This is a genomic window from Reyranella sp. (assembly GCF_965228225.1).
Lineage (GTDB): Bacteria > Pseudomonadota > Alphaproteobacteria > Reyranellales > Reyranellaceae > Reyranella.
Window position 1 is genome coordinate 3,714,202 of sequence record NZ_OZ245801.1, and the last position, 12,245, is coordinate 3,726,446.

A 12,245-nucleotide genomic window follows, 5' to 3' on the forward strand; every position below is an offset into this window, starting at 1 on the left:
CGATAGTCAGGCAAGCACGGCCGTCGCAATCCGGCCGGCCTCGGCGATCACCGCGCTGCGCCGCTCGTCGGAGATCGTGGAGCCTGTGTAGTAGGCGGTGACGAAGACCGGGGCGCGGCCGGGTGGCCAGGCGACGGCGATGTCGTTGGCGCTGCCGTTGCCGCCCGTGCCCGTCTTGTCGCCGATGCGCCACGCCGCCGGTAGTCCGGCCCTCAGCCGCTTGTCGCCCGTCTCGTTCGCGACCAACCAGCCGATCAGGCGTTCGCGCGAAGCGGCTGACAGGACGTCGCCGGCAACGAGCTTCTGCATCGTGGCGAGCATGGCCAGCGGCGAGGTCGTGTCGCGCGGATCGCCGGGCGTGCCCTCGTTCAGCGCGGTCTCGATGCGGTCGAGGCGGGTCACCGTATCGCCCAGGGCACGGGCGAAGGCCGTCAATCCCGCAGGACCGCCGAAGCTCGCGAGCATCAGGTTTCCCGCGGTGTTGTCGCTGAGGGTTACCGCTGCCGCGCAGATCGCATCGACCGTCATGCCGTCTGCACCGACATGCATCTTGGTCGCGGGCGAGTACGGCACGAGATCGCTTTCGGCGAAGACGATGCGGCGATCGAGCTTATCCTCGCCGCGATCGACGCGGGCCAGCATCAGGGCCGCCGCCAGGAACTTGAAGGTGCTGCACATCGGGAAGCGCTCATCGCCACGATAGGCAACGCGACGGCCGCTCGCGCTGTCGAGCAAGGCCACGCCGAGGCGGCCGCCATTGCGCCGCTCGAGCTCGCGAAGCGACGACTCCGCATCGTCGGCGAAGGTCGGCAGGGACAGCAGCAGCGGCGAAGCCAAGAACGCGCGGCGGAGGACCGAAACGGGCATGGATTGCTCCTCCTGAAAGCCCGTGTGCCTAAGGGACAACTATGGCAGGAACCGGCCTGTCGCTTCGCCACGGTTGCGTTAAACTGGTGACCGTATTCATCGTCAGAGAATCATTTATCCGCGCAAGCCGCCGCAACGCCCAGGAGACTGAATATGGTTCTCGGCATGTCCATCGCGACCTTTACGATCGCGCACGTCGTCATAAGTCTGGTCGCCATCGCGGCAGGCGCGGTTGCATGCGCGCGCATGCTCGAGGGGCGCCGGCTGGATACATGGAACTCCGTGTTCCTGCTCTTCACCGTGCTGACGACGGTGACCGGCTTCCTCTTTCCAATCACCGTGTTCACGCCGGCGCTCGGCGTCGGCATCGTGTCGGCGGTTGCGCTGGCGATTGCGCTGCTCGCACTCTATGTCGGCCGCCTCGCCGGCGCCTGGCGGTGGCTCTATGTCGCGACCGCCCTGTTTGCCTTCTATCTCAACGTGTTCGTCCTGGTCGTGCAGTCCTTCCAGAAGATCGGCTTCCTGAACAGGTTCGCGCCGACCGGTGCCGAGCCCCCCTTCGCGGTGGTGCAGGGCATCGTCCTGCTGGGTTTCATCCTTCTGGGCTTCCAGCTCCTGAGGCGCTTTCGTCCAGCCTAATGAATGGAGGAAACGACATGAAGGATTTCGCAGGCAGGATCGCCGTCATTACCGGCGGCGGCACCGGCATGGGTCGCGAGCTGGCGCGGCAACTCGCGGCCGAGGGCTGCAGCATCGCGCTGGGTGACGTGTCCGCCGGCGCGATGGCCGAGACCAGGCGGCTCTGCGAGGCGGCCGGGCTCAGCCAGGGCCAGCGCATCACCACGCATGTCGCAGACGTGGCCGACGAGCCGCAGGTGGTGCGCTTCCGCGACGAACTGGCCGAGCAGCACGAGACCGATCGCATCCACCTCCTGTTCAACAATGCCGGCATCGGTGGCGGTGGCAGCTTCCTCGTCAACGCCCGCGACGAATGGGAGCGCACGTTCAACATCTGCTGGGGCGGCGTCTATCTGTGTACGCGGGCGTTCATGCCCATGCTGCTGCGCGCCGACGCCGGCCATATCGTCAATACGTCGAGCGTCAACGGCTTTTGGGCCTATATCGCCCCGAACATCCCGCAGACCGCCTATGCCGCCGCCAAGTTCGCCGTGAAGGGCTTCACCGAGGCGCTGATCACCGACCTGCGCCTCAATGCCCCGCACATCAAGTGCTCGGTGGTGATGCCCGGCCATATCGGTACCTCGATCGTCGCCAACTCGCGGAAGCTGCAGAGCGGCAATCAGACCGACGAGATCACGGCGCACGAGGTAGGGCTCGCACGGGCCCGCATCGCTTCGATGGGCATCGATGCCACCACACTCTCGGACGACGACGTCCGGCGGATGATCGCGGAGCGCGCACGGCGCTTCCTCGAGGAAGCGCCGACGACGGCGGCCGAAGCGGCGACGATCATCCTGGATGGTGTGCGCAACGAACGCTGGCGCATCCTGGTGGGGATCGATGCCGAGCGCATCGACAGCCTCGTGCGTGAGACGCCGGAACGGGCCTACGAGACGGAGTTCTTCGAGGCCTTTGCGACGGAAACGGGCTGGGTCGTCGGCGGCCGCTGACAAAGTCACGCCTTGCCCCGGCCGGCCTACCGCTGCAATGCGTCGCGTGTGGGCAGCTGATGGGAGCCAAGCGGTGAGGTTTGCCGATCCTCGATGTCGACCGCGACGCGTTCCCGACTATCCGATGGCGGGCGGCGATTGGCTACGGCCTGACGATCGTAGAGAAACAGGCGACGCGCATTGGCGGGCGGCTTGCGGACCGCCTCGGCAAGCCCGCGCGGCCCCTGCAGGACGACCTCGTATCGATCCGGATCGGCCGAAGACAGGCTGACGTAGCAGGCGGCGCGGATACGTCCTGCTTCGTTGACGGCGACCTCGAAGGTCGGTCCCACGATCTCTGGCAGCGCAACGCCCGCCGCCCGGAGATCGTCGTAGAGTTTTTCGATCTCGTCCCGGGATCTCATGACCGACCAGGTTGCGAGTTGGTCGGCGAGCTTGCCGCGTGCCCGAGCGGCATTCAGCCCCTCCTGCACGCGCTCCAGCATGTACCGCCCGACTCGAGGCGGCTCGATCTGGCCCACGATGATGGCGGACAACGCTACCGGGTGCGCCAGGGAGTTGTTGCAGACGTTTGCGGCCTGATGCGACAGCGGCAGCCGCGGCCGCTCTAGGCCGATCGGGCAGAGATTGAGCGCCAGGAACTCGCCGATCGTCTCGACATACTGAAACTCCTCGACCGGCCTTGCCATCAGGTTCGCGGCGAAGGCCGGCGGCAGCCCCAAGTCGGCGGCATATTTGATCAGCATGGCGGCGCCGCTACGCCCATCGGCGAAACCCTGAAGACGGCTCGCGATCGGATCGTCGGACGTCAGACGTCGAAGATGGCTGCGATCCAGGAAGAAGTTATGGAAGGCGACCTTGCCACCGACCTCGACGTTGCAATCGAAGGGATAGGCCGCGCCGGTGCGGACGGTGTTTCCGCCCAGAAGAGCGAGGGCGCAGGCCGAAAGGCAGAGGTCCTGCTTGCGGACGACAGCGACGACCCTGTAACTCCTCAGCAGCTCACCGATCCGGACCCCCTCGGACAGATCGCCGCCCAGGCTGCTCAACTCGATCGTCGCCAGCGGCATTCCGGGCCCCGGCGGCACCGCCTCCTTGAGCTTGTCCAGCAGGTCGCGCAGCCTCTCCGCGTCGCCGGGCTCGATCATGCCCGTCAGACGCAACCTCGGACTCTCGACCGCGCTGGTTCTGGAGAACAGGGTCGCCGGGGCGGAGGCCGCCATCGACACGATCGTCGCCGCCCGCGACTCCCCCGTCCCGGGAACCGGTGCGATGCAGAGGAGCGTCAGTACAAGAAGGGCCAGCAGGGCGCGCGTGATCGTCTTGCGCGCAGCTTCTTGCGCCCCACGCCGGGCACGCTGCGTGGCAAACCATGTCGGCAGCCTGCCGACAGTCCAGTCTCCACTCGCAACACGGGCCAACGCTTGCACGATTCCACCGAGCCCAACGAGAAAAGGCTCCACTCACCGCAATGCCGGCGAGTGGAGCCTTATCCGTTAGCATCGCGCTCCTCGATCAACGAGCGCGCAATGGTTTCTTTCGTTTCTCAGGTGCCGGTGATGCAAGCGTTCAAGGAGCCACCCGCGCCCACGAGAATCGTGCTTAGGCCTTGAGGTTCACCGCGGCTTCCTTGCCGCGCTCGACCTGAACCTCGTAGCTGATCTTCTGACCTTCGTTCAGGCCGTTGAGCCCGGCACGCTCGACCGCGCTGATATGGACGAAGACATCCTTGCCGCCCGAATCGGGCTGGATAAATCCGAATCCTTTGGTGGCGTTGAACCACTTAACGGTACCTGAAGCCATTTGGTAAGTATCCTTAATTTCCGGCGCGAAATCTGTGCCGTCGTTACGATAGCAATATTTCACCCTGTCTGGCCATCGCCTGTCCACGGCAACAGCAGGACAATCGAGAGTTGCCTTGAAAGTGCCTTTTTGTGTTCCCGGAGTGGCCTCATGCGATGCAGCGTAATGTTGCGCTGCGATCCGATGTCACCGCGGCGGCGGCGTGAACCCCTTGCTGCGAATCTTCTTCTCAAGGATCGCAATACCGCCAGCGGTGTCGCCCTTGTTGCACTTGGCGGTGCCTTCCATAATGTCGAAATCGGGCCGCGTTCCACCATTGAAGGCTGCGTCACCCATATATCGGGTCGCGTATTCACTCAGCTTCCTGCAATAGGCGGCGTCGTCAGTTTGTGCTGCGACACTGCAAGCAAGACAGACAAAAAGGACAGTCAAAAGGGTCGGTCGCGTCATCGAACGAACGCTCACTCCAAACAGTCTGCCAATGCCAGCTCAGCTGTACGGCGCAATACACATTATCATCTCAACCAAGAATAGCCCAATCCTGGCGTCTTCGCCATGCGAAAGGAGCTGGCGAGAACCTTCAAACCTCCAGCCACTCCTTCCGGATCGCCGTATTGGCCTGAAGTTCGGCGGGAGAGCCGTTGAAGACGATCCGGCCGTGACCCATCACGTAAAGGCGATGGGAGATCTTGAGCGCGATGGTGAGCTTTTGTTCGACCAGGAGGATCGCCGTACCGCGTCGCGCGATCTCATCGAGCAGTTGGCCGACCTGTTCGACCAGCTTGGGCGCCAACCCTTCGGTCGGCTCGTCGATGATCACGAGATCGGGATCGCCCATCAGGGTGCGGCACATGGTGAGCATCTGCTGCTCGCCGCCCGACAGCACGCCGGCCGGATTGTCCTGTCGGTTGCCGAGATTGGGGAACAGCGAGAAGACATCATCGAAAGTCCAGCGTCCGAAGACACCGGCGCGCTTCAGGCCGAGTTCGAGGTTCTGCTTCACCGTGAGCCCGGGAAACACCTGCCGGTCCTCGGGGACGTAGCCCACACCGGCATGAGCGATCTGGTCGGGCCGAAGACCAGCGATCGGCCGGCCCTTGAAGCTGATCTGCCCGACCGGCGGCACCAGCCCCATGATCGCCTTGCAGGTCGTCGAACGGCCGACGCCGTTGCGGCCCAGCAGGCTCACGATCTCGCCTTCGTCGACCGCGAGGTCGACGCCCTGCAGGATGTGGCTCTTGCCGTACAGGGCATGAAGGTCACGCACCTCGAGCATCATGCCGGTGCTCTCATGCCGCGATCGTCCCAAGGTAGGCCTCCTGCACGGCGGCGTTGCCGCGGATGGCGGCCGGCGTGTCCGAGGCGATGACCTCGCCATAGACCAGCACGGTGATGCGGTCGGCCAGGCCGAACACCACGCTCATGTCGTGCTCGACCATGAGCAGGGTCTTGCCCTCCGACACGCCGCGGATCAGGGCAACGGCGGCGTCGGTCTCGCTATGACTCATGCCGGCGGTGGGCTCGTCGAGCAGGATGATGTCGGCGCCGCCCGCGATGGTGATGCCGATCTCCAGCGCCCTTTGCTCGGCATACGAGAGCAGGCCCGCCTGCTCGTTGCGCCGGTCGCCAAGGTTCAGCCGGTCGAGCAGCCGGTCCGCCTCGGCGTTCAGCGCCTTCTGGCCGCCCAGCAGGTGCCAGAAGGAGTAGCGATAGCCACGCGACCACAGCAGGCCGCAGCGAATGTTCTCGAACACCGTCATGCGCGGGAAGATCGAGGTGATCTGGAAACTCCGCGACAGGCCGAGCCGGTTGATCTCCTGCGGAGCAAGGCCCTTGGTTGACTTGCCGTTGACGGTAATGCTGCCTGAACTGATCGGGAAACGTCCGGAGATGAGGTTGAAGAGCGTCGTCTTGCCGGCGCCGTTCGGGCCGATGATGGCGTGCCGCTCGCCCCGGGCGATGCTGAGATTGACGCCGCGGATGATCTCTGCGGCGCCGAAACTCTTGCGGACGTCCCGCAATTCGATGGCCGGACCGCTCACGGGGCCCCTGCCTGCCGCTTGGCGTCTTCCATCAAGGCATCCCACCGAAGGCGGAAGGCGTGCGCCTCTCTGCGCAGCCAGAACGCGCCCACTCCCAGGGCCACGACTGCAATGCCCCAGGGCAGCGGTGACGTGGTGTCGATTGTCTGGCCGCCGATCGCGAACCGCTTGCCCTGCGCGGCGCCAATCGTGGTGAAGGAGGTGAGTTCGACCAGCAGCACGAATCCCAGGAAGAGCATCAAGGCCGGCGGCAGGGCGCGCAGATAGGGCAACGTCAGCTCACGCAGCCGACCCGTCCGCCAGAGCGGTGCATGCATGCCGATCAGCCCGGCGAGCCCGACCGGGGCGTACATGACCATGACGATGAACAGGACGCCGACATAGAGCAGCCAGGCGTTGCTGAGCAGGCTGACGCCGCTCTGCAGCAGCACCACCACGATGGTGCCGAGCACGGGGCCGAAGAAGGCCCCTGCACCGCCGATATAGACCGCCAGCAGGGCATTGGCCGACTTGACCGCCGAAACGGTGTCGAAGGTGACGATTTCGTAGATCAGCACGTAGAGGCCGCCGCCGATCCCGGCGAAGAAGCCCGCCAAGGTGAACTGCATCCATCGCACCCGCCGCGGGTCGTAGCCGACGAACTGCGCGCGCTCGAAATTGTCGCGCGTGGCGTTCGCCATCCGGCCGAGCGGCGTCTGCATTTGCAGCCTCATCAGGACGGCAGCCACGAAGGCCCAGCCGAGGACGAGGCAGTAGACCTGCCAGGGCGACGTGTAGCGCACGCCCAGCAGACTGGTGTCCATCACACGATCGATCGTGATGCCGCCCTCCCCGCCGAAGAAGCCCATGAACATCAGGGCGGCCGCGGAAACGAGCTCGCCCAGACCCAGGGTGATCATGGCGAAGGCGGTGGCGCGCTGCTTGGTCACGAGCCAGCCCAGGACGAAGCCGAAGAACAGCCCACCCAGTCCACCCGCCAGGGGCACCAGCTCGGTCGGCAACCAGATCGTCCCCGCCTTGACCAGATTCACGGTGTGAGCCGCGCAATAGGCGCCCAGGCCGAACAGCACGGCATGGCCGAACGAGAGAAGCCCGGCCTGTCCCAGCAGCATGTTGTAGGACAGCGCGAAGATCGCCATCACGCCGATCTCGCTCATCAAGGTCAGCGCGAATCCGGAATGGCGCCCCCTCGTCCAGTCATAGAAGAGGAAGGGAAACGCCAGCAGGACGGCAAGGGCCACGAGCCAGGGCCAGTTGCGGCGAAGCAGGGTCATGTGTCGCGCGTCCCCATCAGGCCGCGCGGGCGAAACACGAGGATCAGCACCATCAGCAGGAAGGGCAGCAGCGCCCCGATCCGCGGCAGCGTCACGTTGAGCACTTCCGCGAACGGCGTACTGGCGGTGACGGCGATGCCGAACTTCGCCAGCAGATCGGCCAGCGACACGTCGAAGACCACGGCAAAGGTCTGGATGAGCCCCATGAAAATCGAGGCGATGAAGCAGCCGGTCAGTGAACCGAGGCCGCCGAAGACCACGACGACGAAGACGATCGGCCCCATGGTGAAGGCCATCGCCGGCTCGGTGACCTGATAGTTGCCGCCGATGACGCCGGCCAGCCCCGCCAGCGCCGTGCCGGCGGCGAAGACGAGGGTGAAGATGCGCGGCACGTTGTGGCCCAGGGCCGACGCCATCTCCGGATGCGTCAGAGCCGCCTGGATCACGAGGCCCACGCGCGTGCGCCTGAGGCCGAGCCAGATCGCGCCGAACATCAGCGCCGAGATCAGCAGCATGAAGGCACGGTACGCCGGAAACTGCGTGCCGTAGATGCGGAACAGCGGGAAATCGAGCAGCTCGGGAATCCGGTAGGGGACCGGCAGCAGGCCCCAGGTCATCTGCACGACCTTTTCGATGATCAGGGCGAGGCCGAAGGTCAGCAGCAGCTCGGCGACATGGCCGTGGCGATGGACCCGCCGCAGCCCCCACATCTCGATGGCGGCGCCGATCAGGCCGCACAGAAGCGGCGCCAGGATGAGGGCCGGCCAGAAGCCTGCATAGAGGCTGATCGTGTAGGCGAAATAGGCCCCCAGCATGTAGACGCTGGCATGGGCGAAGTTGAGCACGCCCATCATGCTGAAGATGAGCGTGAGCCCGCTCGCCAGCATGAACAACAGCATGCCGTAGACGAGGCCGTTGAGGAGGGAGACGACGAAAACTTCCATCGAACCTGTCCGCCGCGAAGGGCGATGCCCGCTCTCCCATCGGAAAGCGGGCATCCGGGTTCAGAGACTAGGGACGCTTCATCTTGCAGCTGTTGGGCTGGTCGATGTCCTTGGCGAGGATCGTCGCCTCGGTCGCCCAGCCGAGGCCGGTGCCCTCGGCATCGTACTTCACGCCCTTCTTGAAGGTGCCCACGAAGTACTCGCCGATGAGCTGATGGTCGGCCTTGCGCATCGTGGTCTCGAAGCCGAGGAAGTCGCGGATCGACATGCCTTCCAGCGCATAGGCGATCTTGGTTGCATCCAGCGCCCCCGCCTTGTTCACGGCCGCCTGGAGATACTCGAAGATCGTGCGGAAGCCGGCCGACGTGAAGTCGAACTTGTGCTTGTCGCGGAAGCCCTTGGTGAAGGCCTCGGCGTCCTTGTTGCCGGTCTCGACCGAGACGTTTTCGCTGAACGGCATCACCGACAGGACCCGGTTCTCTCCGCCGGCGCCGATCGCCGTCGGACCACCGGCCAGATGGGCATAGAACGTGTAGTAGCGCAGGTCGGCACCGGCATCGATACCGGCCTTGATCAGCAGGTTCATGTCGGGCCCCCAGTTGCCCGTCATCAGCGCCTGGGCGCCGGACGCCTTGATCTTGGTGATGTAGGGCGAGAAGTCCTTGATCTTGCCGAGCGGGATCAGCTCGTCACCGACGATCTGCACGTCCGGCCGGAGCTTGGCGAGATAGGTCTTGAGCTCGCGCTGCACGGACTGGCCGAACAGGTAGTCCTGGTTGATGAGATAGACCTTGGTCGTGTCCTTGGGCAGGGCGCGGACCATCACCTCCGCCTTCATCGCGGCATGCAGGTCGAAGCGGAAGTGCCAGAAGCTGCACTGCTCGTTGGTCAGCTCGGGCGCCACCGCACCGCAGTTCAGGTAGATGATGCGGTTATCGGGATTGCGATCGTTGTGCTTGTTCACGCCGTCGATCAGGGCGGCGGCGATGTTCGACCCGCTGCACTGCATGATGAACGGCATGTTCTGGTCGGTCGCGCTCTTCAGCGCGATCAGTGCATCCGACGGCTGCGACTTGTTGTCGAACGGGACGAGCTCGAACTTCTTGCCGAGCGCGCCGCCCTTCGCGTTGATGAAATCGATGATGTACTGCATCTGCTTCAGGTTGGCGTCGCCCACCTGGGCGAAAGGACCTGAGAGCGGATCGGTATAGGCGACCTTGATCGTCTGCTGCGCCGAGGCCGCGCCCATGCCGGCCACTGCCAGCACCAAGCCAAGAAGAATGGAAATCCCGTTGCGTACACGCATGGTCTCGTTCCTTCCCTAGTGGTTGTTTTTTGTTCTATTTATTCATTCACTCACTAGTGAATTAACGAACGCGACGCAAGTGCGACCTGCTCCCCTCGTCGCTCGGCTAGCCTTTTCGACGTGAACAGACCGACAGGAAACCGGCAGCCATGAAGGTCGCCATGCGCTCCTTCACGGCGGCGTAGTCGTCCGACCGGCAAAGCCCACCCGACAGTTTGTCGATGCGGCCGGTCTTGGCGAGCGTGAGCATCAGCGCGCCGGTCACGAAGTGGTAGCCCCAGAAGATGTCCGCCTCCGCGCACTCCGGCAGCGCCTTCTTGAGCAGGCCGATCAGACGCAGCACCACTGGGTCGAAGTGCTCGTCCATCATGCGGGCGCCCCATTCCGGCGTGCTCGCCACCTGGGCGCCCAACGCGCCGTAGTTGCGCCAGCCTTCGCCGCCCCCGGTGTAGAGATCGAGGTCGGTGTCCAGGAAGGCCCGCAACGCACCTTCCACCGTCGGCGAATCACCGACCTTTTTCTCATAGTCGTCGAGCGCCTTCATGCGCCGCTCGCTCGTCACCACGGCCCGTCGCGAGAACACGTCCTCGAACAGCTTCTTCTTGTCCTCGAAGTAGTAGTTGATCAGCGTGTGGTGGACGCCGACGCTGTTGGCGACGTCCTTGAGCGTAACGCCGTAGAATCCGTGCTTCGAGAAGAGATACTCCGCGGTGTCGAGGATCTGGTCGATCGTCTCGGCGCGCTGCTCCGCCTTCGCCGAGCTCCTGCGCCGCTGTTTTACTGCTGTAGACAAACTGAGGCCTCTCGATCGGTCAGGACGAACGCTGCGTGGACGCTTCCGGCTCAAGCCCGGAGGGCATGCGGGCACCAACCCCGCGATTATAGAGGTGCTGCGCTTCTATCGGTAATCGGTGGATTCAGGGGTCCCTCGGAATGCCAGATGCGCATTGCTATTTGCGGTCGATCGCGTCGACGGCCCAACGGCCGGCCCCGTGCGCAACGATCAGCAGAAAGGCCGCCATCAGGCCCAGGTTCCGATAGAACAGCGACTCGTTCAGAAGGGCGTCGCCGCCCGAAAGCCTCCAAAACGGATGCCCCACAAGGGTGAGTACGGCCAGCCAGACGACAAGCAGTCCCGCAGCCACTCGAACCTGGAAGCCGATCAGAACGCACATCCCCGCCGCCGTCTGGAAGATGGCGTTGGCGTAGGCGAACCACAGAGGAGCGGGCGCGCCGCCGGCCACCAGTTCCATGAACCGCCGGGTGGTCACATGATTCACGAAAAGATCGATATCGATAAGCTTGGCGGCACCGTACCGGATCATGCAGGCCGACATGAGGATGCGGCACAGGAGAACCAGGAGGTCCTTGTCGAGCGGCCGCGTCATCTCATTCGCCTCCTGAAGGGGCATCGCTGGAAGGCCCAGGCGAATTGGTAGTGCATTCGCGTTCCACCGCCAATGCCAGGCGGAGCGGGAGCAAGAGCGCTGCAGCAGCGGCGAGGCCGCGAGGATCAACGTCCGTTCGCCGCATCGGCAACCAGCGGAGCGACACGGCCGAAGCGATCAGGACTCGGTCGTGTGCTGCAGCAGCTCCGTCTCTTCCCTCATCTCAAAATCGAAGACGCGGAGTTCGACGATCGCGAAGCAGCCGATCCAGAGCGCGGCGTCGTAAGCACTGACCAGGCTGTCGGCGTCATCCTGGGTAACGCCTTGCCAGCCCCACAGCCCGACCAGGCCGACCACGACGGCATACAGCACCGCCTTCGCCACATTGCGCGCCCGCCATTCGAGGCCGCCATACTCGCCCGGCGCATAGACGTCGTAGGCGAGCAGCGCACAGATCGCCAGCCAGGCGGCCGAATTGACGAAGCTCGACGTGTCGCCTTCCGTCCAGTAGCCCCAGCACGTATACACCGCGAGGCCGTAGCCAACGGTCTGGGCGGCGTGAATCCCGAACTGCTCGAAGCGCGACGCATAGGCCAGATCGAGGTCCAGGGAGTCATAGAAGAAAGTCGCGAGCAGGATAAGCCAGGCGACCTGTTCGAGCGCCTCGTTTGCCGTGCCGAAGCGCAGGTAGAGTCCCACATCCACCGAGAGCAGCACGAAAAAGCCGGTCTTGATAAACTGCATCCCGCGTCATCGCCTGCCTTGATGACGCAGAGATGAAGGGCCAGACGCGGGCCGCCGGCCATACGTTCCGGCCGCTCACGGAGCTCATTCACGGCGCTTGTTGCGGGCCGCCGGTCCGTCGAGATGGGGGGAGAATGGTGCCCAGGGGCGGAGTCGAACCACCGACACTGCGATTTTCAGTCGCATGCTCTACCAACTGAGCTACCTGGGCACGTCCTTCGTTGGCGGCCGGGCTTATAGGACGGG

At 64.4% G+C, this 12,245-nt stretch carries 14 protein-coding genes and 1 tRNA gene; 2 read left to right on the forward strand and 13 right to left on the reverse strand.

From position 1 onward, the window contains the following. Positions 1-6 precede the first annotated feature (6 nt). Positions 7-867 (reverse strand): class A beta-lactamase, encoded by an 861-nt coding sequence (bla, locus tag ACO07K_RS17985; RefSeq protein ID WP_422030191.1) that lies wholly within the window; start codon positions 865-867, stop codon positions 7-9. A gap of 153 nt (positions 868-1,020) precedes the next feature. Between bla and ACO07K_RS17990 the strand changes: the two genes are divergently transcribed. Next, positions 1,021-1,506 carry a hypothetical protein gene (locus ACO07K_RS17990; RefSeq protein WP_422030193.1) on the forward strand — a complete coding sequence of 162 codons (486 nt, stop codon included), beginning with the start codon at positions 1,021-1,023 and terminating at the stop codon, positions 1,504-1,506. Between the two features lie 17 nt (positions 1,507-1,523). Next, a complete protein-coding gene (locus tag ACO07K_RS17995) occupies positions 1,524-2,498 on the forward strand; it encodes an SDR family oxidoreductase (RefSeq protein ID WP_422030195.1) in 975 nt (324 codons plus the stop codon). Between the two features lie 26 nt (positions 2,499-2,524). Here the strand turns inward: ACO07K_RS17995 and ACO07K_RS18000 are convergent, their stop codons facing one another. The 12 genes from ACO07K_RS18000 to ACO07K_RS18055 form a co-directional block, all read right to left on the reverse strand. Further along, positions 2,525-3,928: a hypothetical protein gene (locus ACO07K_RS18000; RefSeq protein WP_422030197.1), complete on the reverse strand. Its 1,404-nt coding sequence runs from the start codon at positions 3,926-3,928 to the stop codon at positions 2,525-2,527. A 172-nt stretch (positions 3,929-4,100) separates the two neighbouring features. Next, a complete protein-coding gene (locus ACO07K_RS18005) occupies positions 4,101-4,301 on the reverse strand; it encodes a cold-shock protein (protein ID WP_298314319.1) in 201 nt (66 codons plus the stop codon). 186 nt (positions 4,302-4,487) lie between these two features. Further along, the gene (locus ACO07K_RS18010) at positions 4,488-4,751 is read right to left on the reverse strand and encodes a hypothetical protein (protein ID WP_422030199.1); all 264 of its coding nucleotides are present in this window, start codon (positions 4,749-4,751) and stop codon (positions 4,488-4,490) included. A gap of 130 nt (positions 4,752-4,881) precedes the next feature. Then, positions 4,882-5,577, reverse strand: a complete 696-nt coding sequence (locus tag ACO07K_RS18015) for an ABC transporter ATP-binding protein (RefSeq protein WP_422036674.1) — start codon at positions 5,575-5,577, stop codon at positions 4,882-4,884. 13 nt (positions 5,578-5,590) lie between these two features. After that, entirely contained in the window at positions 5,591-6,343 is a 753-nt protein-coding gene (locus tag ACO07K_RS18020; RefSeq protein ID WP_422030201.1) for an ABC transporter ATP-binding protein, read from the reverse strand. Then, positions 6,340-7,617, reverse strand: a complete 1,278-nt coding sequence (locus tag ACO07K_RS18025; RefSeq protein WP_422030203.1) for a branched-chain amino acid ABC transporter permease — start codon at positions 7,615-7,617, stop codon at positions 6,340-6,342. The genes ACO07K_RS18020 and ACO07K_RS18025 overlap by 4 nt, the downstream gene beginning before the upstream one ends. Then, on the reverse strand, positions 7,614-8,561 hold the full coding sequence (locus tag ACO07K_RS18030) for a branched-chain amino acid ABC transporter permease (protein ID WP_422030205.1): 948 nt from the start codon (positions 8,559-8,561) through the stop codon (positions 7,614-7,616). The genes ACO07K_RS18025 and ACO07K_RS18030 overlap by 4 nt, the downstream gene beginning before the upstream one ends. A gap of 67 nt (positions 8,562-8,628) precedes the next feature. Then, positions 8,629-9,867 (reverse strand): branched-chain amino acid ABC transporter substrate-binding protein, encoded by a 1,239-nt coding sequence (locus tag ACO07K_RS18035; protein WP_422030207.1) that lies wholly within the window; start codon positions 9,865-9,867, stop codon positions 8,629-8,631. Between the two features lie 106 nt (positions 9,868-9,973). After that, positions 9,974-10,660 carry a TetR/AcrR family transcriptional regulator gene (locus ACO07K_RS18040; RefSeq protein ID WP_422030209.1) on the reverse strand — a complete coding sequence of 229 codons (687 nt, stop codon included), beginning with the start codon at positions 10,658-10,660 and terminating at the stop codon, positions 9,974-9,976. A 157-nt stretch (positions 10,661-10,817) separates the two neighbouring features. Beyond that, a complete protein-coding gene (locus ACO07K_RS18045; RefSeq protein WP_422030211.1) occupies positions 10,818-11,255 on the reverse strand; it encodes a DoxX family protein in 438 nt (145 codons plus the stop codon). A gap of 177 nt (positions 11,256-11,432) precedes the next feature. Further along, positions 11,433-11,999 carry a hypothetical protein gene (locus ACO07K_RS18050; RefSeq protein WP_422030213.1) on the reverse strand — a complete coding sequence of 189 codons (567 nt, stop codon included), beginning with the start codon at positions 11,997-11,999 and terminating at the stop codon, positions 11,433-11,435. A gap of 135 nt (positions 12,000-12,134) precedes the next feature. Beyond that, a tRNA-Phe gene (locus ACO07K_RS18055) sits at positions 12,135-12,210 on the reverse strand. Positions 12,211-12,245 lie beyond the last annotated feature (35 nt).

What these genes read in the sequence shown, in the direction of transcription:
- bla (WP_422030191.1), bottom strand. Translation starts at nt 867, where the DNA reads ATGCCCGTTTCGGTCCTCCGCCGCGCGTTCTTGGCTTCGCCGCTGCTG.
- ACO07K_RS17990 (WP_422030193.1), top strand. Translation starts at nt 1,021, where the DNA reads ATGGTTCTCGGCATGTCCATCGCGACCTTTACGATCGCGCACGTCGTC.
- ACO07K_RS17995 (WP_422030195.1), top strand. Translation starts at nt 1,524, where the DNA reads ATGAAGGATTTCGCAGGCAGGATCGCCGTCATTACCGGCGGCGGCACC.
- ACO07K_RS18005 (WP_298314319.1), bottom strand. Translation starts at nt 4,301, where the DNA reads ATGGCTTCAGGTACCGTTAAGTGGTTCAACGCCACCAAAGGATTCGGA.
- ACO07K_RS18010 (WP_422030199.1), bottom strand. Translation starts at nt 4,751, where the DNA reads ATGACGCGACCGACCCTTTTGACTGTCCTTTTTGTCTGTCTTGCTTGC.
- ACO07K_RS18015 (WP_422036674.1), bottom strand. Translation starts at nt 5,577, where the DNA reads ATGCTCGAGGTGCGTGACCTTCATGCCCTGTACGGCAAGAGCCACATC.
- ACO07K_RS18025 (WP_422030203.1), bottom strand. Translation starts at nt 7,617, where the DNA reads ATGACCCTGCTTCGCCGCAACTGGCCCTGGCTCGTGGCCCTTGCCGTC.
- ACO07K_RS18030 (WP_422030205.1), bottom strand. Translation starts at nt 8,561, where the DNA reads ATGGAAGTTTTCGTCGTCTCCCTCCTCAACGGCCTCGTCTACGGCATG.
- ACO07K_RS18035 (WP_422030207.1), bottom strand. Translation starts at nt 9,867, where the DNA reads ATGCGTGTACGCAACGGGATTTCCATTCTTCTTGGCTTGGTGCTGGCA.
- ACO07K_RS18045 (WP_422030211.1), bottom strand. Translation starts at nt 11,255, where the DNA reads ATGACGCGGCCGCTCGACAAGGACCTCCTGGTTCTCCTGTGCCGCATC.
- ACO07K_RS18050 (WP_422030213.1), bottom strand. Translation starts at nt 11,999, where the DNA reads ATGCAGTTTATCAAGACCGGCTTTTTCGTGCTGCTCTCGGTGGATGTG.